This is a genomic window from Paenibacillus sp. FSL M7-1455, assembly GCF_038004655.1.
Classification (GTDB): Bacteria; Bacillota; Bacilli; order Paenibacillales; family Paenibacillaceae; genus Paenibacillus_AQ; species Paenibacillus_AQ cookii.
The window spans coordinates 2,563,664-2,586,244 of record NZ_JBBORO010000001.1; the positions used below are offsets into that span (position 1 = coordinate 2,563,664).

A 22,581-nucleotide genomic window follows, 5' to 3' on the forward strand; every position below is an offset into this window, starting at 1 on the left:
TCCCGCAAGAGAGGAGGGGCCGAAATGATTGGAAAAATCAACACGATCAAGTCCAAAACGTCTGCGCTTAAAAAAAGGATTGCCCGCGACAAGCTGAACACGGTCCGATACGTCATCCTCGGCCGGGAAGTGAACCGGGGACTATTGTTCAAGCTGTTTATTTACTGGATCCTGATCGTGACCTCTTACATTTATTTGAACCCCATTTTGAAAATGCTCGTGAAGATGGTGATGAACGAGAAGGACCTGAACGATCCGACGGTGACCTGGGTGCCCCACGAAGTTTATTTAGGCCACTTAAAAACGGCTTGGCAGGCGCTTCATTACGTGGAGTCCTTATTGGTTAGCGTCGGCATTTCCACGGTCGTTGCCCTATTTCATGTCATCGCGTGCGGATTGATGGGTTACGCGCTCGCCCGGATGCAGTTCCCTTTCAAAAAGCTGCTGACGGTGCTGCTCGTCGTCACGTTTATCATTCCGCCGCAGGTCATCGTGCTGCCCATGATCATCATGTACACGAAGCTGGGGCTGCAGGGGCATCTGTTTTCGCTGGTGCTGCCTTCCTTATTCGGTTTCGGGATCAAAGGCGCGTTGTTTGTCATCATTTTCAGGCAGTTTTATACGACGCAGCCGAAAGAGCTGGAGGAGGCGGGCAAAATCGACGGGGCCAGCAGCTTCAAATTTTATTGGAAGGTCATGTTTCCGCTGGCAAAACCCGCGATCCTCGTGGTTTCCCTGTTCTCCTTCGTATGGACCTGGAACGACACCTATTATCCACGAATGTTTCTCGGCCAATCTCCGCTGGTGCCGCTTTCGACCCAGATGTCCCGGGTGGATGCAAGCATTGCGAGCATGCTCGGGAACGAAGAAACCGCGCTGGTGCTGGTGGAAGCGATCAAAATGTCGGCCAGCTTCCTTGCGCTTTTGCCGCCGCTTCTCATCTTCTTTTTTGCGCAGCGTTATTTCGTCGAAAGCGTCGAGCGTACGGGGCTTGTCGAATAACGGGCATATGCGGATGCCCAAGGAGAAGCGCGGAGGACCGGGCTTTGCCGAATGATCGGAATCGAGAAAGGGGGGCTGCCGGTCAAACTGGAGGTTTCAAAGATCCAATGCGATTCAATCAGTTCATGAAATGCCAAAAGGTATACAGTGAATCCATGTTGAAGGGATGAATCGGTCATGAAAAAGCGGATGAATGTTTTTTTCTTGATACTTGCAGCATTTGCGCTCATTATTACGGGATGCGGCTCCGGAGGTTCGGGGACCGACATGGCGGCGAAGGAGCAGGCCCCGTCGGATGCAAAGCAAGCCCCCGGTCAACCGGCGGAGCAAAAGCCGGAAGAGAAAAAAGAAAATCATGAGCCGATCAAGCTGATTTTCATGGCGCCTTGGAGCAAGGAGCAGGTCGAAAGCCGCATTCTTGCGGGGACGAAGGAGAAATTTCCCAATATCGACATTGAGCCGACGGGCAAATTCGCGGATGCGGCGTCCTTTGACGAACTGTTCGCCCAAAATGTGATGCCGGATTTGATTCTGACGACGGACGGCTTCGACATTTTGAAGGAAAGAGACATGCTGCTGCCGCTCGACGACATGCTGAAAGAACGGAACTTCGACTTCAACAAAATCAGGCCGGGAATCATGGATGCGCTTCGGGCCCGGGATCCGGAAGGCCAAGGAAGGCTGCTTGGCGTGCCGATCGAGGACGTGACGGTGGCGCTGCATTACAACAAAGCCGTTTTCGATAAATTCGGCGTGGACTATCCGGTCGACGGGATGACGTGGGATGAGGTCATTGAGCTGGCAGGCCAGGTCACCGGGGAAAGGGACGGCGTGAAATACCGGGGACTGGCGACCAATTCATTGTCCCAGGCGATGACGCAGCTGTCCGCGAACGGCACCGATCCGAAGACGGGCGAACCCCAATTTTCGAAAAACCCGGCATTCGCGAAATTTCTGGATTTGACCAAACGGATCGCCAGCATACCGGGGAACTGGGAGCCAGACATCGAATACGACTTCAAAAAGGGCGACGTGGCCATGAGCCTTGGACTGATCGCCAACACGATCCCTTATTATCCGGAAGAGCTGGATTATGACGTCGTAAGCTTCCCGAGCTGGCCGGATCTGCCGGGCGTCGGACCGTCCACGCTGCCGCTGACGATCGCCATCAACAAGCACAGCAAACATATTGACGAAGCGATGGATCTCTTGGAATTCCTGCTGACGGATGAGCAGCAAATCCGCATGACCCGCGCGGGCATCCCTTCGGTTTCTTCGGATCAGGGCATATTGGAGCAGTTTGCCGCCGATACGCTGAACGGCCGGGAATTCAACATCAAAGGCATCTATTCGCTGCAGCAGGCCAAACCGGCGCTTTACAGCCCATTCGGGCCGGACATTTTGCTCTACGGAACCAACTATGTCGGCTCGCAGGTGAAACCGTTCCTGACTTCGGGCAACGACGTTCAAACGTTCCTGCGGAAGATGGATGAGGATTATGCCACCATCGTGAAGGAGAAAAAGCAGCAGAATTGATGCGCGGTAATTGTCTTTCCCAAAATAATCGCGGATGAGGGGGAATACGAGTGGGCAATAAGCGATCTTGGATTCACGGAGCGCTCGGTTTGCTGTTGTTGTTATGGATCACCGCTTGCACCGGCAGTACGGCGCAGGAAGCCGTGCCCGAGCCGAAGCCGCAGACGCAGACGGAAGAGCAGTCGGAGCCCAAGGAGGAGGCGCCCGTGAAGACGTTTCCTGAGGATCCGGTTGAACTGCTTGTAGCCACGCCTTGGGGCGAAGATTACTTTAATTCCCGCATTGGAAATTATATGAAGGAAAAGCTGCCTCATATCCAGGTGAAGCATGTCGATTGGAACGGTACGGTAGAAAACATGCAGGAGCTCAACGCTTCGCAGATCGTTCCGGATATCGTGCTTGCTTTTTCGGGCCAAGAGCCGCTTGAAGAACTCGAAATGGTTTATCCCCTGGACGACATGGTGAAAGATTACGGCGTTGATTTGAGCCAAATCGATCCGGCGATACTGGCCCAAGTGCGATCGCGGGACCAACAGGGCCGGTTGGTCGGCATTCCGCAGGAGATGGGCGTCATCGGCCTTCATTACAACAAGGAAATTTTCGATCTGTTCGGGGTTGAATATCCTTCGGATCATATGACATGGGATGAAGCGATCGAGATGGCGAAAAAAATGACCGCCGAACGGAACGGGGTGCATTACAGGGGATTGGAATTTGGAAGCTATACGTTCCCCCTGAAGCAGCTATCCGTCACTTTAACCGATCCCGATACAGGCGAAGTGCTGTTATCTAAATATCCGGAATTCACGCAGTATATGGAATTGTTGAAAAAAATATATAGCATACCGGGCATGTACGATGAAAACGTCAGCGGATTCAGCGATAAAACGGTCGCGATGCATGTGGACTGGCACGGATATCTCACATGGTTCGGGGGGAACGACGAAGAAGCGAAGGAGTTCCAGCAGGACATGGACATCGTCCCCGTACCCACGTTTCCCGGCCAGGAAAATACGGCGCCGACGCCCAATACGCAGATTTTCGCGATCAATGCGTTCAGCAAGCACAAGGAAGCGGCATTTCAATGGATCCTTGAAAGCATTTCGCCGGAGTATCAGGCGACGCTTGCCCGGGCGGGAACGCCATCCGTCATCACGGGGGACAAAACGATCAATGAGCAATTCGCTCAGGACAATATAAGGTACGAAGGCAAAAACATTAACGCGTTTTTCCAATATCCTTTTACGCCGCCGCCGGCCAAAAGCAGCCCTTGGGATTCGTACGTGAAGCTGGATGACGCGGTCAAGGAGTTTTTGCAGTCGGACATGGACATTCAGCAGTTCCTGAGAACGCAGACGGAAAAAGCGGAAAAGGCGATTCAGGAGGCAAAATCCTCGAAAGGGGAGTCATAAAGCCGCATGAATCTTTAAAAATTCCAAGGGCTGGCCGAAAATAAGCAACCGCAGAAAATCCCGCATCCGGAAAACGGAAGCGGGATTTTCGGTTTTACCGCCACAAAAACGGCTGCGGCGCTTATCCTTCATATCTCCGGGCTTCGCGATAGGTTAGCATCAGCGCCAGCAGGAGCACGGTCATGACCGCATCGTACATGATGAGGATCAGCATAAGCGGTATCGGCTTCGTCAACAGGTTGGCGGCCAGGCTTGCCAAACCCGAAACGGCCAAAATCGCAACGCCCATCCCGACGGAGGCCGGCCCATGCTGCTTCAGGGTCCGAAAAGCCCGGCGGAAGGCGGCGTCGAAAGGGACGCGATCGGTGACAATGGTAAATTCCAAATAGACGAACAAAATCCGAAAGACGATCAAAAACAGCAGGGCGGCCCCCGAGCCGATCGCCCCAAACATGACGATCAGCAGGGTGGACGCCGCCGAAGCCGCAAACATAATCGCGGCCTGCAGCAGCAGAAAGGGGAGTCCGTAACGCAAGTTCGCCCGCATCATCTGCGAAACCGGAAGTTTCGAACCTCGGCATGCCGCAGCGAGCGTACGGATGTATCCTCCCTGCGCGAATGACCATAACAGGGCCGCAACCAGCATAAACCAGGTGAACGGCAGGGAAAACAGCTGAAAAACGGACGGGATTCCCATGCCCAGCATGACCCGGGAACTCCATTGGGATTTGATCTGCGACGTTTGAGAGCCGTATAGAACGACCAGCAAAATGGCGTCGATCAGGAAGGGCTGCAGGACAATATAGGGATGCTTTCTGAACGTTCGGCAAGCTTCCAGGATCGGCATAGCAACCTCCTTTGGATTGGTGTCGATAAGTTTTTGCGGAATGTCAGCCTGCGGTTCAGGCCGGCTTGGACGAATCGAGCTGAAACGATTGCTGCACCGGCAGCCTGATCCAGAAGACCGAACCTTTGCCGATTTGGCTTTCTGCCCATATGTTGCCTTGATGGGCCTCGACCAGCGCTTTGGCAATGCTCAAACCGACCCCTAGGCCGCCGCTGTCCCTGGATCGGGATTTATCCGCCCGGTAAAAGCGGTCGAAAATCCGGCCGAGCTCCTCTTCGGGAATGCCCATGCCCGTATCTTTGCAGAAGACGAGGATCGAGTCCTCTTCATGAACGACGCCCACCTCGATTTTCCCGCCGCTTGGCGTATATTTGATGGCATTGTACATGACGTTGGACAGAATTTGCGCGATCCGGTCCGGGTCGGCTTGCAGGTAGCACGGCGTTTTGGACGGCACGTAATCGAAGCGGATGTTTTTTTCCCGGGTCAGGAATAAAAAACCTTCGTAAATGCCTTGCACGATCCGCGACAAATTGACCTCCTGCTTATTCAGTTCGAATTGCGCTCCTTCGGCTTCCGACAGCTTCTCCATGTCTTCCACGAGACGGTACAGCCGTTCAATGTCGACAAGGATACGCTGAATTTGATCGGCCGTAAGCGGGTAAATGCCGTCAATGATCGCGTCCAGCTGCGACAAAACGGCGGTCAGCGGCGTTCTGAGCTCATGCGTGAGATCCTGCATCAGCTGATTGCGCCACGATTCATGGCGTTCGAACCGGTCGATGAGATGATTGATCGTCGTCATCAGGACCCGGATCTCCTTCGTGCCGCGGACGGGAATCGGCGAAAGCTGGTTGCTCGTTACGATGGTCTCCGCCGCGTCGGAAGATGCGGAAATGTTTCGGCTCCAGCGCCAAGAGGCCAAGAGGGACACCGCGAAAGCGGCGCTAAGAAACAAGATGAGCACCGTCCGGCCCCTCCGCTCGAGCTGCTCTTCCAGCTGCCGGATGGCAGGCGAATACGCGCCTTCGGCCGTATCGTAATAGGAAGTGAGATAACCGTCGATTTCTCCGTCCAAGACGAGCGGAGCTTCTACGGAAAAAAGGCCGGGGCGCGACAGCCATGCCGGGTCCACCAAATCCAGGATCATCGTTTGGCGGTCTTCGCCGACATATCGGATCGGGACCGCGAAATGGCGCGACGCATCTTCGAGTATTTTGATGCTTTCGCTGCGATCCGCGCCGTTTTTCATCCGTTCGCGCAGCGTATAAAGCAGATGGTGGCTTTGCTCGGCGGCGTATTTTTGTTTGAACGAAGCAAGCTGCTTGCTCCAAATTTGCGTCAGGGCCATATAGGAGCCGATGGAAGCGGCCGCCGTCAGGGAGAGGATCGCCAAAAACAGGCATGTACGGGTGGTTATCGTCCAGGATGCCGTTTTTTTCATGTTTCGTCCGGCTGGAAAGTAAATTTGTATCCGGAGCCGATCTTGGTGACGATGTACTGCGGGTTTTTGGGATCCTCTTCGATTTTTCTGCGGATATTGCGGATATGTACGTCCATGACGCGCCCGTCGCCAATAAAACGGTAACCCTGCACCTCGTAGGACAAATCATGCCTGCTGAATACCTTCCCGGGTTTTTTGACGAGGATGCTCAGCGTGCGGAATTCGGTCGCGGTCAGGTTCGCGGGTTTTCCGTCGATATACACGTCCTCGAATTCGAAATTGACCATCAGCCGGCGGCGGTTAAAATAGAGCACGTTAGGTCCGCTTTTGTTCAGCTGGGTGATTCTTCGCTGCAAGGCATAGATTCTGGCAATCACTTCTTTCATGCGGAACGGCTTCGTAATGTAGTCGTCCGCCCCAAGGTTAAGGCCGTTGATCATATCGGCTTCGCGGGCTTTCGACGTAATCATGATGAGCGGGATGTTCGATACCTGCCGAATGCTTCGGCACACTTCCTCGCCGGGGAGCCCTTGAATCATCAGGTCCAGCACGACCAAGTCCAGCTTCAAAAGCTGGATTCGCTTCAAGGCTTCCCGGCCGTCGCCCGTAATGTGCACATTCCAGCCTTCACTGAGAAAATACGATTGCAAGATGTCCCGGACGGAAGCTTCGTCTTCTACAATCAAGATGTTCATCCTGTAACCTCCTAGAACTCTTTTTCATTTGAGCGGAATCAAACATACTCGAAAAAGGGTAAACCCGGACCGCCAAGAGGGCGCCATATGCTAAAAGCAGGGGATGAATCTATGGAACATGTCTTTTAAAAGATATATCTAATCCTTCGTTTATATGTATTGGTAAACGCTTTCATTCATGCGTGGTTATATTTTACAATAAAACCAAACGAAGTGGTAGCGATTTGTTATATTAACTTGAGCGGGTGTTCGAGAAATAAGCAAAGGACCAAAAACGCTTCAAAATAAGGCTGCCGAAAATTATTTTCGACAGCTCATTATTGGGCCGGATGCGGACCGGATGGACTCAAAAGAAATGGGATAAGGAAGGGGAACGATAATAAGACGGGGCGTTGTTCGGTTTAGCGTCGCTCGCGTTCGATCACGTCATCCAGAAATGAAAGCAGCTGCCCGCACATCACATCCGTACCGGCTCCGAGCCAAATCAGGTGGCCCCATGAATCAAGCTCGCAAAGCCGGGCGTTTGGAATGGTCCGATGGGCATGCCGGGCGTGTTCCAGCGGGACGGATGCATCGTGAATGCTGTGCATGATCAGGGCGGGGCACCGGATCGATGCCAGCTCCGAAGTCAGGTCATGCCTTGATTGTTCCAAATCGATCAGAAAGCCATGCCCCGAACGTTGACGGTCGATCATGTTTTTGAACTGCCTCCGGTCCTCGCCGCTAATGAGCGGCAGCACCTTTTCTTTCGGCAGCTTGCTGAAGGAGGGGATCATGCTGTTCAGCAGGACGCCGGGCGCAAATTTATTCATGCACCGTAACGTCGCCCATACATATTTTTCGGCGGAGGGCCGGAACATGATCCGTGCCACCCGGTACGCCTGATCGCCGGGAGACAGCCAGCAACGGGAGACGGCGGATTGCAGGATAAGGCTTTTATGCGGCTGGGGGATCGAGACGCCAAACATATTCCGCTCGGCCCTCCAGCCGACATGGCCAGAATATGCGCTTGGGGCACTTGGAGCTCATTCAACAGTTCAATATAAGCTTCGCATGCAGTCATGATCGACTGGCCCAGTTCTGCCGACGTGTTGCCGTAACCTGGGCGGGAAGGCGTAATAACCCGAAAACCATGCGCCACGAGATGGGCATAACCCAACTCTTCGTGGCAGTTCGAATGGCCACCATGCAAAATGAGGACCGGTTCTCCCGATCCGACAAGGCTGTATTCCAGCGTGTAGCCTTTTCTGGTCAAGTGTTGATGGATGGATCTTTCCATAGAACATGCGCCTCCCAAAAGCGAATTATGATTCATTATTGAATCCAAAAAAAACGCGTGCGCCCTTTTCACAGAAACGCCCGCAGGCCTTGATACCAAAAAGAGACATATTGGCGAACCACTTGTTTGCAGTCTTCCGGATCCTGATGGCGGCGGATGATCTCGAAGTATCCCTGCATAAAAGCGACCGCGATCGGCCAAGCCGTCTGCAGATCGAACGCTGCCTGACCCTGCTTGCGGTTATAGGCTGCCAGATGATCCGCGACGTTCTCTGCCATCGCCTGGTGAAAATCCGCGGCGGCGTTTTCGAACCGGGTCCCCTTGGAGCCATCGATCAAAATAAGGAGCGGCACCCGATACTCCCCGACGACCGCCGTCAGCGCCTGGACGACACGTTCAAAAATGTCGGTATGCTCATCATAAGCGTATTTTTCGTGATTGTAGATCAGCGTCTCCAGTTCATGCTGAACCGGGGATACGACCGTTTCGAACAACGCCTCCTTCCCCGGAAAATACCGGTACAAGTTACCGACCGAAATGCCGGCATTCGCCGCGATTCTTTTGATCGAGGCATTTGCATATCCATGCTGCGCAAACTCGTCTTGCGCATGCCTCACGATCGCCTGTCGCAGTTCTTCCTTCAATACTTGAACCATAAATGAACCTCCATTCGCTTTTAGAGTATATAAAAAAGGGCCGTTGTTTTCAAGCATTAAAAACAAGGCCATCCCGGTCGAAGGGCCGGACTTTTATCCGGCCAGAAGGACCGCCGCAATAAAAACAAGCTGCAGCGCGGTTCGGAGTAACAGCTTGGGTACGGGCCGCCCGCCGATCGTTAATTTTTCCTTGGCCGCGCGCGCGTTGGCGGGGAACATGGCCATAAACAGCACAGCCAATCCGATCGAAGCCGCCTTGGAGACGGCAGGGATCAAGATGCCGACGGCTCCGGCGATTTCCAGCAGTCCGGTGGCCGTCACGATCCAATCCGGTCTGGGAAATACCTGCGGAACCATGCGGATCAGGTCCGGCCTGCGGGTCCCCCAATGCGCGGAAGCCGTGAGGAGCAGCATGACGGCCACCGCCGCCTGAAGGGAAGCATGCCAGCCTTCAAAATAGGCCAAGCCGATCAGGCCGAGACCCTTGAACAACAGAAAAGCCGCAACCAGCACATAAAAAGGCAGCATTCGTACAACCTCCTTAGGAACGTGATCAATCCCAACTTAGAACCCTTTCATGACCATGAGATATAAAATGACGATCGGAAGCAGCGTAGCCGCAATGCCGAATACGGCCCAGGAACGGGACGCTTTCCGGTACGCTTGGGAAATCTCTCCTTTTTCGATGCTCCCGGCGCTGGTTCGGATCATTTTGCGCTGCAGGGGAATGAGGATCGCCGCCCAGAGGAGGCCGGTCAGGGCAAACAAGGCGAGAGATAACGTGAGCCAGTTAAATCCTTCCAGGGAAAATCCCGCGCGGGCGGCCATGATGCTGCCGGAAAGGATCACGAGGAACAGACCCGGAATCGTAAAGATATAATCGGCAAGCATGACGTTTTGCACGGCATGATGGATGGCTGCAGGGTTCTTCGTCAAATCCGCCCGAACCTTCCAAAAAGCCGCCGTAATGATGTTTCCCGCGAATAATACGACTCCGAGCAGGTGAAGCGTTAACCATAGATTCATGATGGTTCCACCTTTCGCTTTTTATTTTCGAGACTGCAACATATCCGAAATCATGGACGTGAAATCATGTCCTTTGAAAGAAGCGGCCGTCAACGGGATGGAGGAGCGCACACGCAAGCCGAGCGTAAGAAGGACGAACATATCCGCCGTTTTGTCCGGATCGACCGATGCCGGAATGACGCCGTACCTCTGGCCGGTCATGATCCACTGCCTGGATAATTCCATGGATCTCTCATAGTATTGTTGGAGGGCTTCCGCGATGACGGGCTGATCCTCCTTGCCGAGCAAGTAGAGCAGCACTTTGTTCGTCACGTCCTGGGGGTTTTCGTATTGCAGGATGCTTTCCGCGATTTTCCGCATCGGCTCCTCGAAAGACCGGCGGCCTAGTTCCACTTTGTTCATAAATTGCGTATTCGTTTCTTCCAGCCGCTCCTGAAGCACCCATACAAAAATTTCATCCTTGCTTTTCACATAGTGGAAGATCGCCCCTTTGGACAAGCCCGATCGATCCATAATATCCTTCATGGTCATCGCATGGCATCCTTTTTCCCGGATCAGCTCTTTGACCGTATCCAGCAGAAGTCTTGTTGTTTGCTGTCTGCGCTCTTCTTGTTTCAACGTCTTTCCCTCCGTGAGTGGTAATCGTTTTTTGCGTCTCTGATTTTCGATGTATGCTTATTATAAAAAACCGACCGTTGGTTTGTAAATAGTTTTTTGACATCTCGAGTTTTTTCTTCGATAGCTGTCTGCGGCGAGGTCACAACTATAAGCGATATTTTTTTGCGTGCATGGGGATAAACCGCCTGTTGGCCGAACATAATTTTGTGTTGACTTAAACCATGGTTTAAGTCGTATCCTATTCCTGTCGACAGAATCAAGATAAAAATTTGGAGGACTCCAAATGAAGTATTATTCCATTAGCGAAGCTGCAGCCAAATTCGATATTCCGGAATCCACGATCCGCTATTACGAGAAAAAAGGACTATTGCCATTAATCGAGCGCGATGCGGCCGGGAGGCGGTTATTTTCGGAAGATTCCATGACGCTCCTTAAAGTCGTGATTTATTTGAAAAACACGCACATGCCAATCAAAAAAATCAAGCAATATGTGGATTGGGTCGTCGAGGGGGATCACACCACCCAACTCCGGCTTGACATGATGAAGGAACATAAAAAAGCCGTGCTGGCCGAAATTTCATTGATGGAAACATCGCTCCACGAAATCGATCTGAAAATTGCAAGGTATACCAACCGTATCCAGGCGTAAAAGCAAAAAAATAATGGAAAAGAGGAAGCAAGATGAAACTATCGGGAAACACCATACTTATTACCGGCGGAAGTACCGGAATCGGGCTCGCTTTTGCGGAACGTTTTATTAAAGCGGGAAACCAAGTGATCGTTTGCGGACGCCGCGAACACGCGCTTCAAGCTGCGAAAGAAAAACTCCCCGGCCTTATTACTCGCGTGTGCGACATAGGGATCGTGTCCGAGCGGGCATCGTTGTTTGATTGGGTCACCGCGAACTATCCGGAAGTGAACGTGCTCGTGAACAACGCAGGCATTCAGCAACGGTTTAACGTGCTCAAAGCGGATGCGAAAAACGATTGGAGTTATTTCAGCCAAGAAATCACGACCAACATCGATGCGCCATTCCATCTCTCCATGCTGTTCGCTCCGTTTTTTGCGGCAAAAGAATATGCGGCCATCGTAAACGTCACATCGGGGCTCGCTTTTACTCCGTTTGCGATTGCTCCGATTTATTCGGCCACCAAAGCGGCGCTGCATTCGTTTACGATGAGCCTGAGACATCAGCTTTCCGAAACGCCGGTCGAAGTCATTGAAATCGCTCCTCCGGCCGTGAATACGGATTTGGGCGGGGCGGGTCTGCATGTCCACGGGGAACCATTGGACGCCTTTGCAGACGGCATTTTTGAAGGATTGAAAGAAGGGGAAACGGAAATCGGATACGGCACTTCCGCAGATCGCTTGCGCATGTCGCGGGACGAAATCGATCGGTACACGGAAAATATGTATCAGGCCACGAAAAATATGATTGAATAACGTTCAACAGATACGATCCATGCAACAGTTGCTTCGGCTGCGCACGGGCATAAAAAAAGAAAAACTCGCGGATATTCCGGCGAGTTTTTCCTTTTTTGTCCGAAAGGGCTGCGCTCCCCGGCCCCACGGGGACTTGGCGCTGCGCCGGCCTGCATCCGATGAGGGTTTATGATTCTTACTCTTCCCCAGTCGCCACGGGGTTTTCGCTGTACGAGATCCAGTCGCTCCAGCTTCCCGCATACAGCTTTACATTTTCGTATCCCGCCTCTTTCAGCCCGATGAAGTTCGGGCAGGCGGATACGCCGGAACCGCAATAGACAATGATCTCCTTGTCCCGCGGAAATGCTTTGTAATGCTCCTGCAGCCGCGAAACATCGATCCGCTTGCCGTGTTCGTCCAAGAGAAGCTTCCAAAATTTATTTTTGGCGCCCGGGACGTGTCCGGCCACGGGATCCATCGTTTCATCGAAACCTTGGTAGCGCCGAGGATCACGGGAGTCGATGACGATGGCGTCATCCCGGCCTGCCGCGCGGCGCACGTCTTCCATGCTCGCAAGCAGCTCAGGATGCAGCGTGTAGCTGTAGCTTGCGGGCACGCGGATCGGCTGATCCGCCGTCACCGGATAACCCGCAGCCTTCCAGGCGCTGAAACCTTCGTTCATGACAAAAGCTTGCCCATGCCCCATATATTTCAGCTGCCACCATAACCGGGACGCATAAATGCCGCCTTGATCGTCGTACGCGATGATCCGCGTTTCGGGCGTGATCCCGTTTTTGGCCAAAGTACGGCTGAGCTCTTCCGGGTCGGGTAAGGGATGGCGGCCGCCATGCTCGCGCACGGGGGAAGAAAGATCTTTCTCCAAATCGAGGTAAATAGCCCCGGGGATATGCTCTCGTTCATAAGCTTCTTTTCCGGCTTCGGGTTTTCCGAGTTCGAATCTGCAATCCACGATGGTCACATCCGGTTCGTACATGCGGGCGAGCACCCAAGGTTTGCTTACGATTGCGTTCATGGTTATTACACCGCCTTAGTTAAAATAGGGATCAGGTCAATGGTTCAACTCCAATGAATATCCTCATTATATCGAGTTCCGGTCCGTTTTCACCAGCAAAAAGTCGGATCTCTTTCCTCCGTTCGGGCTTGACAAAGGATAGAAAGACTGGTTAGACTTATACCCATGGGGGTATACAAAACATGAGTTGTTAAAAGAGGACCCTGATAAAGACGTCGCATGACGTTTTTCTTTATCATCATTTTATACCCATAGGGGTATTAGGAAGAAAGGAGGTTCGCCGAATGTCAAACCAAACTTGGATGGAGATTATGCCCGAAAAAGTGGAAGAGCTGATTCGAAGCGGCCGCGGAGACGTCCAGCTGATTGACGTCCGGGAGTTGGATGAGTACAAGGAAGGCCACATTCCCGGCGTGAAGCTGATCCCGCTGAGCCAGCTCGAAGTTCGGCATGACGAAATCGAGCGCGGCAAAGACGCGATCCTGATCTGCCGCAGCGGCGGACGAAGCCGGCAAGCCTGCGAATTTCTGGCCTCTCGCGGACACCGGAAACTGCAAAATATGTCCGGCGGCATGCTGAGCTGGAAAGGCGAAGTCGTCCGAGATTAAATGGCGCACGATGCGCACTACAAACCAGTATTGGGAGGAACAAAACATGGGAAACAAAGTAGCGATCATCGCGGCAAACGGCGGCATGTTCGACGCTTACAAAGTTTTTAATATCGCAACCGCGGCCGCCGCTAGCGACGCCGAAGTCGGCATCTTTTTTACCTTTGAAGGGTTGAACCTGATTCATCAAAAGGCGATGAGGCAGCTGCCGATGCCGGCCGGCACCGAACATTTCGCGGACGGCTTCGCCAAAGCGAACGTCCCCCCGATTCCCGAACTCGTGAATATGGCGCGGGAGCTCGGCGTCAAAATCATCGCCTGCCAAATGACGATGGACGTCATGGGCTTGAAGCTCGAGGACTTGATCGAAGGAACCGAAGTTGGCGGGGCGGCGAGCTTTATCGATTTTGCCAAAGACGCGAACATCAGCCTGTCGTTCTAACCATTGGAGGGAGATGCGATGGATAACAATCCACAAACTTTACCGGTCAACATGACTCCTGATGAGTTGGGCCGCATCATCACCCGGCAGGAGAAGCTGTTCGTGCTGGATGTGCGCAACGAAACCGAATTCAAGGATTGGAAAATCGAAGGACAAGCGTTGGAAATCATCAACATACCGTATTTCGACCTGCTGGATAGCGTCGAGCCTGCGCTCAAGCGGATCCCGGAAGGCGAGCGGCTGCTGGTCGTGTGCGCCAAGGAAGGCTCCTCCAGGTTTATCGCGGAACGGATCGCGGAAGCGGGACGAAGCGAGGTGCATTACCTGGAAGGCGGGATGAAGCGGTGGGGCGAACTTCTGGTGCCGGTGAAGGCCGGGGATCTGAAAAACGGCGGAGAAATATACCAGTTTAACCGCCTCGGAAAAGGATGCCTGTCGTACATGATCGTTTCCGAGGGGGAAGCCGTCGTGGTGGATGCAGCCCGCATGGTGCAGCCTTATATCGATTTTGCAAGGGAACGGGGCATTCGCATTCAACACATCGTAGATACCCATCTGCATGCCGACCATATTTCGGGCGGACGTGAACTTGCGGGGCGAACCGGCGCATCCTATTTCCTTCCGCCGCAGGATGCGGACGAAGTCGTATTTTCATACCTGCCGCTTACCGAAGGACGAGACCTCAGAATCGGCCATACGGATGTCCGACCGATGTATTCGCCCGGGCATACGCTCGGCAGCACGACGCTGCTGGTGGATGATCGATATCTGTTGACGGGAGACATTTTGTTCGTCGCTTCCATCGGCCGTCCCGATCTCGCCGGGAAAGCGGAAGATTGGGTCGGGGATTTGCGGAACACACTATACGGTCTGTATAGCGGCCTGCCGGAGGAACTGATCGTCCTGCCCGCCCATTTCGGCACGGTTGCGGAGATGGACCGGACGGGGGCGGTTTCGGCCAAGCTGGGCGATTTGTATCGGCAAAACCCCGGGCTCAAGCTAGAAGACGAGCAAACCTTCCGGCAGACGGTAACGGAACAGTTGCCGCCGCAGCCGCATGCTTACCGGGAAATCCGCCAGACCAACATGGGGAAAATCAGCCCCGACGAAGAGACGCAGCGCGAGATGGAGACCGGACCGAACCGCTGTGCCGTCCATGATTGATCGTTGAACCTGCATGATCGTTAAGGCCGATATATTTTCAGTTCCATTTATTAAGGAGGAAAACCGATGAACGCGGATAAACAGCTGGATGCCAAAGGCTTAGCCTGCCCGATGCCGATCGTCAGAACGAAACAAGCGATCGACGAGCTTGCGTCGGGACAAATTCTCGAAGTGCAGGCAACCGACAAAGGGGCCCGAAACGACCTTGCGGCTTGGGCCAACTCCACGGGGCATAAACTGTTGGAGAGCCGGGAAGAGAACGGAATTTTGACTTTTTGGATTCAGAAAAAATAAACCTTCTGGACGTCAAACGTAAGGCCGGCGCTTGATTCGCAAGCGGCCGGCCTTACGTTTTTTTTCTGTGCCGACGATTTTTAAGGGGCATCGACTTTTTTTCAACCCCCGCCCGCATGGAGTAAAAACGGCAGTGCATCCAAAAAGATAAAGATTGCCCGTTTCGCTCGTACTGGCTACAATTTGATCCGAACACCAATTGAATGTTTGGGAGGAGTGCAGGCATGAAGCAAGTCATTGACGAAGGAATCCTGGCCGCCGGCAGGTATGACGACGCGCCCCGCTTGACGAAAAAAAGGTGCGAAGAAGCATTGTCTTTTATTTTGGGTCAAATCGACCGCAATTTGGAAACGTTCATCGGCACCTTTCCGTCCGAAGCCAGCACGGGCAACGTTTACCGGCAGGTCGGGAATACGGAGTGGACGCCGGCTTTTTGGACGGGAATGCTGTGGCTTGCTTACGAGACCACCGGAAACGAAAAATATCGGCAAGCGGCGGAAAAGCAGCTGTCCAGCTACAAGCAGCGGATCGAAGAACGGCGATATACGAATACGCATGACCTCGGTTTTCTGTATACGCTTTCCTGCGTATCGGCGTATAAGCTGACCGGCAACGAAGAAGCGAAGCAGATAGCTTTGGACGCCGCCGAACTTCTGTATATCCGTTATCTGGACCAAGCGGGCATCATCCAGGCCTGGGGCAATTTGGACGATCCGAGGCAGCGCGGCCGGATGATCATCGACTGCTTGATGAATTTGCCGCTGCTTTATTGGGCCAGCGAAGAATCCGGGGACCGGAAATTTTACGATGCCGCCCATTCCCATGTCCGCATGTCGGCCAAATATCTCATTCGGGAGGATGCCTCCAGCTATCACACCTATTATATGGACGCCGAAACGGGCGACCCGAAATACGGGAAGACCGCCCAAGGCTATTCCGACGATTCATGCTGGTCGCGGGGGCAGGCCTGGGGGATTTACGGCTTTCCGCTGTCTTACCGCTACACCGGGGAAACGGAACTCCTCGATTTGACGACGAAAATCGCGAATTATTTCCTGAACCGGCTTCCGGAGGATTTTGTCTGCTACTGGGATTTGATCTTTACCGAAGGGCCGGAAGAAAGGGACAGCTCTGCCGCCGCCATTGCCGTCTGCGGGCTGCTGGAAGCCGCGGCGCATCTCCCGTTGACCGAACCGCTGAAGCGGAAGTACGAAAATGCCGCGCTAAAGATTCTGGAATCCTTGATCGAAAATTACATGACGACGGACGTGCCGGAGTCGAACGGGATATTGCTCCATGCGGTATACAGCAAACCGGGGAACAACGGCGTGGACGAATGCTGCATTTGGGGCGATTATTACATGCACGAAGCGCTTGTCCGGGTCACGAGAGACTGGAAGCCGTACTGGTAGGAAAGGAGCGTGAACATCATGGGCATAAGCAAAGCAGGCAGCACAGGCCAGGAAGAACAAAACCGAACGGCGGAACGCGACCCGCGAACGGCATGGTGGACGGCGGCGCGATTCGGCATGTTCATCCACTGGGGATTGTATGCGCTTCCCGCGCAGGGCGAATGGATCATGTATGCGCAAAAAACGCCCGTCCGCGAATACGAGAAGCTGGCGCAAAGGTTCAACCCGACCGAATTCGACGCGAAAGCGTGGGTGGCGTTGGCAAAGGAAGCGGGCATGCGTTACATCGTCATTACCGCCAAACACCACGACGGCTTCGCCATGTACGGCTCGAAAGCCGATCCGTTTAACATCGTGGACGCCACGCCGTTCGGCCGCGACCCTTTGAAGGAATTGGCTGAAGCCTGCGCAGAAGCTGGAATCGTCTTGTGCTTTTATTATTCGCATGTCATCGACTGGCATCACCCGCATGCGCTGCATAAAGAGCATAACAATACTTGGGATTACAAGCTGGAGGAGAAGCGTTTTGCGGAATATTTCGAAGGCAAAGCGAAACCCCAGCTGAAGGAGCTGCTGACGGAATACGGCAGGGTGGGGTTGCTTTGGTTCGACACCGCCGGAGGGTTGTCCGAAGAAGACAGCAAGGACATCGTCCGCCATGTGCGCAGCCTCCAGCCCGATTGCCTGATCAACTCCCGGGTGTCCCATTTCATGGGCATGGGAGACTTCGTATCCAAGGGCGACAACGAAATCGGCATGAGCGGGGAGGATACCCGGCCGTGGGAAACGCCGATGACGCTGAACCAGTCCTGGGGATATACCACCAAGGATCAGGTGTGGAAAACGGCGGATTCGCTCATCAAAAAGCTCGTGAACGTCATCGGCAAAGGCGGAAACCTGCTGCTGAACGTCGGCCCGATGCCGCAAGGCACGATTCCCGAGCTCTCCGCGGAACGTCTGCGCGAGGTTGGGGAATGGACCGGCCGAAATGCCGAGGCCATCTACGGAACGGACGGGAGCCCTTTTCCCGTGGAGCTTGAATGGGGGGCGTTGACCACCCGGCCGGGGCGGGTCTATCTTCACGTCCACAACGATAAATGGCCGGCAAACGGCCTGCGGCTCGGCGGAATCCGAAACCGGGTGCTGCGCGCCTACTGCTTGGCCGATCAGAGCCGTACCGAGCTTGAATTCGAACAGGCTTACGATGAGGAGCTGGAGCTTCATACGCTCGAAATCCGGTTGCCTGACGAGCCCGCGGATCAATATGTATCCGTCGTCGCCTTGGAACTCGAAGGGGAAAACGACTTCGACCGCACCCTGACGCAGATGCCGGGCGGCGTATTCCAGCTGGAAGTGCCGCATGCCAAAATCAGCCTGGTCCGGGAAGCCGACGAAGAAGCGGGCATTCCCGTCATCCGGGGCGCGGAATGGACGTTTAAGCTGGTAAAGCCGGGAACCTACGAACTGCTGCTGGTCAGCTTCAAACGCCATGATCAGGCATGGAACGGTCTGTATCCGGAACCGATTTTGCTGGAATCGGCAGGTCAAGTGATCGCCGTGGATCCCCGGGAAGATTTGGCGGATTCCGATTCGCCTTCGTGCCAGCATCCGTATACGGCCGTGCTGTCGCGAATGGGACAATTTACCTGGGATCAGGCGGGCGTCCATACGTTGACGTTGCTCTCGTCGAGGCTGAAGGATCCGGCGCCGAAATTCACGGAAATTTGGCACGCCGATGCGGTCAAGCTGCGGGCGTTGAGGCTGGTGCGGGTGGACGGCTGACGAATTTCACGATCCTCAAAAACGCCGTCCCGACAAGGGTTTGACGCGATTCTGTACAATTTTAATATTAAAAAAAGGCTGAAAAAAATAAGAATCGTCAGTCCTCAATCTTACGAAAATATAAGGTTTATGAAAAACTTCCAGTATCTTGCCGGCGGGGGCGTTCCCTATACTTTGGATACCGGCTGGACGAAATGAACCAAGCTCCGGATAGTTTAGAAACGATCAAAAGGGAGGCGCTTACATGGTAAAAAGAGGCAAAAAAATCGGGACTGCGCTTTTGGCGGCCACATTGGTTTTATCGCTTGCGGCATGCGGAAGCAGTTCCGGAGGAGATCAAGCAAAAGGGGGAACTTCCGCGGAAGGCAAATCGGGCGAACCCGAAAAGCTCACGCATCTGACGTATTGGGTAAGCATGCACTCTGCGGCTGCGGCCCAAATGAAAACGTACGCCGAAATGGGCATGTACAAAGAGCTTGAAAACATTACCGGCGTCAAAGTCGATTTCCAGCACCCGCCGACGGACTCCGCGCAAGCGGCCGAGCAGTTTAACCTGATGATGGTATCCGATAAGCTGCCCGACGTCATCGAGACGTCCTGGATCGGCTATCCGGGCGGACCGGAAAAAGCGATCCAGGACAACAAAATCATTAAATTAAACGATCTGATCGATCAATATGCGCCGAATTTGAAGAAGTTGCTGGAAGAGCATCCGGATTGGAAAAAGCAAGTGACGACGGATGACGGCAGCTTGTATATGTTCCCGTTTTTCCGCGGCGGCGAAAAAGTCCGGGTATTCTACGGGCCGGCCATCCGGCAGGACTGGCTGGATAAGCTCGGGCTGCAAAAGCCGACGACGATCGACGAATGGTATACGGTGCTGAAGGCATTCAAAGAAAAAGACCCGAACGGCAACGGCAAGGCGGACGAAATCCCGCTGTATTTCACGAAAGACGACGTGGGCATCGACGCGCCATTCCTGGGGGCCTGGGGAATCAACTACGGGTTCTACCAAGTCGACAACCAGGTGAAATACGGTCCGATCCAGCCGGAATACAAAGAATTTTTGACGACGATGAACAAATGGTACAAGGAAGGTTTGCTCGACAAGGACTTCGCGGCGCCGAACGACAAGCTGTTCGATGCCAAAATGACGGGCAACCAGCTCGGCGCGGCGCCGACCTACAACGGAGGCGGCATCGGCAAATACGCCAACCTGATGAAGGATAAAGACCCGACGTTTAATCTGGTGGCGGCTCCTTATCCGGTGTTGAACAAAGGGGATAAAGCGATCTGGGGCCAAAAGGACTTTGCGACGAACGGCATCGGCGCGGCGATTTCGACCAGCAACCCGAACCCGATCGAAACCGTGAAATGGCTGGATTACGCGTACGGCGAAAAAGGAAACTTGCTGTTTAACTACGGCAAGGAAGGCGAAGCTTACAAAATGGAAAACGGCAAGCCGGTCTTTTTGCCGGAGGTCCTGAACCCGCCAAGCGGCGTAAGCTTGCAGCAATCCTTCGCGAAGCATAACCGCTCGACGTGGAGCGCGCCGTTCGTGCTCAGCGACGATTTCCAAATGCAATACCTGGCGCTGCCGAACCAGCGCGAAGCGCTCGAAATTTGGTCCCAGCCGACCGGCGAACGCAAAATGCCGCTCGTGACGCCGACCAAAGACGAAAGCTCGCAATACGCTTCGATCATGACGGACATCAATACGTACCGGGACGAAATGTTCCTGAAATTCATCATGGGCGCCGAACCGCTCGATAATTTCGATAAATACGTGAAGAAAATCGAGGCTATGGGCATCGAAGACGCGATCAAGATCCAGCAGGCAGCCCTTGACCGGTTCAACAAACGCTAATGGCATGAACGCGATTCAGGGTCGGGGGATGAACGCTCATCCCCCGGCTTTTCTAAAAATAGGGGAAGACAATTCGTTTCGCACTTACCATCAGGCTCCTATTTCATCCGGAATCCTACAGAAAGGCAGGGATAAGCATGTGGCAGATAAGCAAAAACAAGCCGATGAACAAGCGTTCCGCCAAGCCCAAAAACGATCTCTCCACCGCCCAAACGATCCGAAAGGATCTGCGCCGCAACTGGGTCATCTATTTGATGGCGCTCCCGGTCATCGCTTATTACGTCATTTTTCATTACGGTCCGATGTACGGCCTGCAAATCGCTTTTAAGGATTATTCGCCGGCCAGCGGCATTTGGGGCAGCCCATGGGTCGGGTTCAAGCACTTCGACAGCTTTTTTAACGGCGTGTATTTCTGGAGACTGATCCGAAACACGCTGCTCCTGAACGTGTACGACCTGATTTTCGGGTTCCCGGCCGGCATTATTTTGGCGCTGCTGTTAAACGAAATCCGCAAAATGCTGTTCAAGCGGTTCGTCCAGACGATTTCCTATCTGCCCCACTTCATTTCGATCGTCGTGGTGGCAGGGATGATGTTCGACTTTTTGAGCCGCGACGGCTTGATCAATCAACTGCTTGGGTTTATCGGCGTCGAGCCGATCGATTTCCTGAAGGAAGCGGGCTGGTTCCGGTTTATTTTCGTATCCTCCGGCATTTGGCAGGGCGTGGGCTGGGGTTCGATCATCTATTTGGCGGCGATCGCCAACATCGACCCGACGCTCTACGAAGCGGCCAAAATCGACGGCGCGAGCCGGTGGAAGCAGATTTTCCATATTACGATCCCGGGCATCATGCCGACGATCGTCATCATGCTGATTCTGAACATGGGCCATCTGCTTTCGGTCGGCAGCGAAAAGGTGCTGCTTCTTTACAATCCGCTCACCTACGAAACGGCCGATGTCATTTCCACTTACGTGTACCGCAAAGGGGTACTGGAGGCGAGCTACAGCTTCACGACGGCCGTCGGCTTGTTCAACTCGGTCATCAGCTTGATTCTGATCGTTTCGGCAAACGCCGTCAGCAAACGCGTATCCGAAAACAAATTGTGGTAAGGAGGCCAAACGATGGGCGCACAAACAACCGGCGAAAAAATATTCGGGGTCGTCAACACGATCCTGATGCTGCTGCTTTGCTTCGTCACGTTATACCCGTTTTTGTATGTTCTGTTTGCCTCCCTCAGCGAGGCATCCGCTTTCATCCAACACCGGGGCATGCTGCTGAAGCCGCTTGGGTTCAATCTGGACGCATACAAAGCTGTTTTTGATAACCCGATGATCACGAGCGGCTACAGGAACACGCTATTTTACGTCGCGGCCGGGACGGCAATCAACCTGTTCATGACGGCGCTTGGAGCGTACGTCCTCTCCCGCCGGAACCTGTACTTCAAAAATATTCTCATGTTCGGCATCGTCATCACGATGGTGTTCAGCGGCGGCTTGATTCCGAACTATATTCTGGTCAATAAGCTGGGCATGATGAACACGCCGTGGGCGCTGCTCATTCCCGGAGCGATATCTACGTTTAACCTGATCATTATGAGAACCGCGTTCCAGGGCGTGCCCGTTTCCCTCGAGGAATCCGCCAAAATCGACGGGGCGGGGGAGATGACCATCCTGTTCCGGATCGTGATCCCGTTATCCATGCCGGTTATCGCGGTCATGATTTTATGGTATGCGGTAGGGCATTGGAATTCGTATTTTTCGGCGCTGGTGTATTTGCGCGACCGTACCATGTATCCTCTTCAGCTTGTCCTGCGGGAAATTTTGATCGCAAACTCCACGGATTCGATGTCGACCGGGGTGGCGGCGGACGATAAATACGCCATCGGCGAGACGATCAAATACGCGACGATCATCGTGTCGACGCTGCCGATCATCTGCCTGTACCCGTTCCTGCAGAAGTATTTCGTCAAAGGGGTTTTGATTGGTGCCATTAAAGAATAAAACGGGTGACCGGCCCTTACTGCTTGCATTATAATGTACGTA

General features: G+C 53.6%; 24 protein-coding genes. 14 read left to right on the top strand and 10 right to left on the bottom strand.

The annotated features are described in order from the left end of the window. Window positions 1-24 precede the first annotated feature (24 nt). The 3 genes from NYE48_RS11790 to NYE48_RS11800 all read left to right on the top strand — a co-directional run bounded on the left by NYE48_RS11790 (window position 25) and on the right by NYE48_RS11800 (window position 3,950). Window positions 25-1,002 (top strand): carbohydrate ABC transporter permease, encoded by a 978-nt coding sequence (locus NYE48_RS11790; RefSeq protein WP_340998735.1) that lies wholly within the window; start codon window positions 25-27, stop codon window positions 1,000-1,002. 177 nt (window positions 1,003-1,179) lie between these two features. Continuing rightward, window positions 1,180-2,538, top strand: a complete 1,359-nt coding sequence (locus tag NYE48_RS11795) for an ABC transporter substrate-binding protein (RefSeq protein WP_340998737.1) — start codon at window positions 1,180-1,182, stop codon at window positions 2,536-2,538. Between the two features lie 50 nt (window positions 2,539-2,588). Beyond that, window positions 2,589-3,950, top strand: a complete 1,362-nt coding sequence (locus tag NYE48_RS11800; RefSeq protein WP_340998741.1) for an ABC transporter substrate-binding protein — start codon at window positions 2,589-2,591, stop codon at window positions 3,948-3,950. Window positions 3,951-4,071: 121 nt separating this feature from the next. On the opposite strand, the gene NYE48_RS11805 is transcribed toward NYE48_RS11800, so the two are convergent. The 9 genes from NYE48_RS11805 to NYE48_RS11845 form a co-directional block, all read right to left on the bottom strand. After that, window positions 4,072-4,797: a hypothetical protein gene (locus NYE48_RS11805; protein WP_340998743.1), complete on the bottom strand. Its 726-nt coding sequence runs from the start codon at window positions 4,795-4,797 to the stop codon at window positions 4,072-4,074. 55 nt (window positions 4,798-4,852) lie between these two features. Beyond that, on the bottom strand, window positions 4,853-6,241 hold the full coding sequence (locus NYE48_RS11810; protein WP_340998745.1) for a sensor histidine kinase: 1,389 nt from the start codon (window positions 6,239-6,241) through the stop codon (window positions 4,853-4,855). Beyond that, entirely contained in the window at window positions 6,238-6,936 is a 699-nt protein-coding gene (locus NYE48_RS11815; RefSeq protein ID WP_340998747.1) for a response regulator transcription factor, read from the bottom strand. The genes NYE48_RS11810 and NYE48_RS11815 overlap by 4 nt, the downstream gene beginning before the upstream one ends. Window positions 6,937-7,337: 401 nt before the next feature. Next, window positions 7,338-7,748, bottom strand: a complete 411-nt coding sequence (locus NYE48_RS11820) for an alpha/beta fold hydrolase (protein WP_340998749.1) — start codon at window positions 7,746-7,748, stop codon at window positions 7,338-7,340. Then, complete coding sequence (locus NYE48_RS11825) at window positions 7,745-8,251, bottom strand: alpha/beta fold hydrolase (protein WP_340998751.1); 507 nt, start codon at window positions 8,249-8,251, stop codon at window positions 7,745-7,747. The genes NYE48_RS11820 and NYE48_RS11825 overlap by 4 nt, the downstream gene beginning before the upstream one ends. Window positions 8,252-8,283: 32 nt before the next feature. Then, a complete protein-coding gene (locus NYE48_RS11830) occupies window positions 8,284-8,871 on the bottom strand; it encodes a TetR/AcrR family transcriptional regulator (protein WP_340998752.1) in 588 nt (195 codons plus the stop codon). A 93-nt stretch (window positions 8,872-8,964) separates the two neighbouring features. Then, window positions 8,965-9,399, bottom strand: coding sequence for a DoxX family protein (locus tag NYE48_RS11835; RefSeq protein WP_340998754.1), 435 nt, complete (start codon window positions 9,397-9,399; stop codon window positions 8,965-8,967). A gap of 36 nt (window positions 9,400-9,435) precedes the next feature. Then, the gene (locus tag NYE48_RS11840; RefSeq protein ID WP_340998756.1) at window positions 9,436-9,897 is read right to left on the bottom strand and encodes a DUF2269 family protein; all 462 of its coding nucleotides are present in this window, start codon (window positions 9,895-9,897) and stop codon (window positions 9,436-9,438) included. A 21-nt stretch (window positions 9,898-9,918) separates the two neighbouring features. After that, window positions 9,919-10,515, bottom strand: a complete 597-nt coding sequence (locus tag NYE48_RS11845; RefSeq protein WP_340998759.1) for a TetR/AcrR family transcriptional regulator — start codon at window positions 10,513-10,515, stop codon at window positions 9,919-9,921. Between the two features lie 283 nt (window positions 10,516-10,798). On the opposite strand from NYE48_RS11845, the gene NYE48_RS11850 reads away from it, so the two are divergent. Both NYE48_RS11850 and NYE48_RS11855 read left to right on the top strand, forming a co-directional pair. Then, the gene (locus tag NYE48_RS11850; RefSeq protein WP_340998762.1) at window positions 10,799-11,164 is read left to right on the top strand and encodes a MerR family transcriptional regulator; all 366 of its coding nucleotides are present in this window, start codon (window positions 10,799-10,801) and stop codon (window positions 11,162-11,164) included. A 32-nt stretch (window positions 11,165-11,196) separates the two neighbouring features. Beyond that, the gene (locus tag NYE48_RS11855; RefSeq protein ID WP_340998764.1) at window positions 11,197-11,958 is read left to right on the top strand and encodes an SDR family oxidoreductase; all 762 of its coding nucleotides are present in this window, start codon (window positions 11,197-11,199) and stop codon (window positions 11,956-11,958) included. A gap of 175 nt (window positions 11,959-12,133) precedes the next feature. Here the strand turns inward: NYE48_RS11855 and NYE48_RS11860 are convergent, their stop codons facing one another. Further along, window positions 12,134-12,970, bottom strand: coding sequence for a sulfurtransferase (locus tag NYE48_RS11860; RefSeq protein ID WP_340998766.1), 837 nt, complete (start codon window positions 12,968-12,970; stop codon window positions 12,134-12,136). Window positions 12,971-13,254: 284 nt separating this feature from the next. On the opposite strand from NYE48_RS11860, the gene NYE48_RS11865 reads away from it, so the two are divergent. The 9 genes from NYE48_RS11865 to NYE48_RS11905 all read left to right on the top strand — a co-directional run bounded on the left by NYE48_RS11865 (window position 13,255) and on the right by NYE48_RS11905 (window position 22,539). Next, window positions 13,255-13,578, top strand: a complete 324-nt coding sequence (locus NYE48_RS11865; protein WP_036709235.1) for a rhodanese-like domain-containing protein — start codon at window positions 13,255-13,257, stop codon at window positions 13,576-13,578. A 46-nt stretch (window positions 13,579-13,624) separates the two neighbouring features. Continuing rightward, window positions 13,625-14,020, top strand: coding sequence for a DsrE/DsrF/DrsH-like family protein (locus tag NYE48_RS11870; protein ID WP_036709238.1), 396 nt, complete (start codon window positions 13,625-13,627; stop codon window positions 14,018-14,020). Between the two features lie 51 nt (window positions 14,021-14,071). After that, complete coding sequence (locus NYE48_RS11875) at window positions 14,072-15,184, top strand: MBL fold metallo-hydrolase (RefSeq protein ID WP_341000644.1); 1,113 nt, start codon at window positions 14,072-14,074, stop codon at window positions 15,182-15,184. Window positions 15,185-15,250: 66 nt separating this feature from the next. Then, window positions 15,251-15,478, top strand: coding sequence for a sulfurtransferase TusA family protein (locus tag NYE48_RS11880; protein WP_340998769.1), 228 nt, complete (start codon window positions 15,251-15,253; stop codon window positions 15,476-15,478). Window positions 15,479-15,702: 224 nt separating this feature from the next. Continuing rightward, window positions 15,703-16,890, top strand: a complete 1,188-nt coding sequence (locus tag NYE48_RS11885) for a glycoside hydrolase family 88 protein (RefSeq protein WP_340998771.1) — start codon at window positions 15,703-15,705, stop codon at window positions 16,888-16,890. An 18-nt stretch (window positions 16,891-16,908) separates the two neighbouring features. Next, entirely contained in the window at window positions 16,909-18,672 is a 1,764-nt protein-coding gene (locus tag NYE48_RS11890) for an alpha-L-fucosidase (RefSeq protein ID WP_340998773.1), read from the top strand. A 244-nt stretch (window positions 18,673-18,916) separates the two neighbouring features. Further along, complete coding sequence (locus tag NYE48_RS11895) at window positions 18,917-20,539, top strand: ABC transporter substrate-binding protein (protein ID WP_340998776.1); 1,623 nt, start codon at window positions 18,917-18,919, stop codon at window positions 20,537-20,539. A gap of 164 nt (window positions 20,540-20,703) precedes the next feature. Further along, window positions 20,704-21,648 (top strand): ABC transporter permease, encoded by a 945-nt coding sequence (locus tag NYE48_RS11900; protein ID WP_341000645.1) that lies wholly within the window; start codon window positions 20,704-20,706, stop codon window positions 21,646-21,648. 12 nt (window positions 21,649-21,660) lie between these two features. Beyond that, a complete protein-coding gene (locus NYE48_RS11905; RefSeq protein WP_036709253.1) occupies window positions 21,661-22,539 on the top strand; it encodes a carbohydrate ABC transporter permease in 879 nt (292 codons plus the stop codon). Window positions 22,540-22,581: the final 42 nt, after the last annotated feature.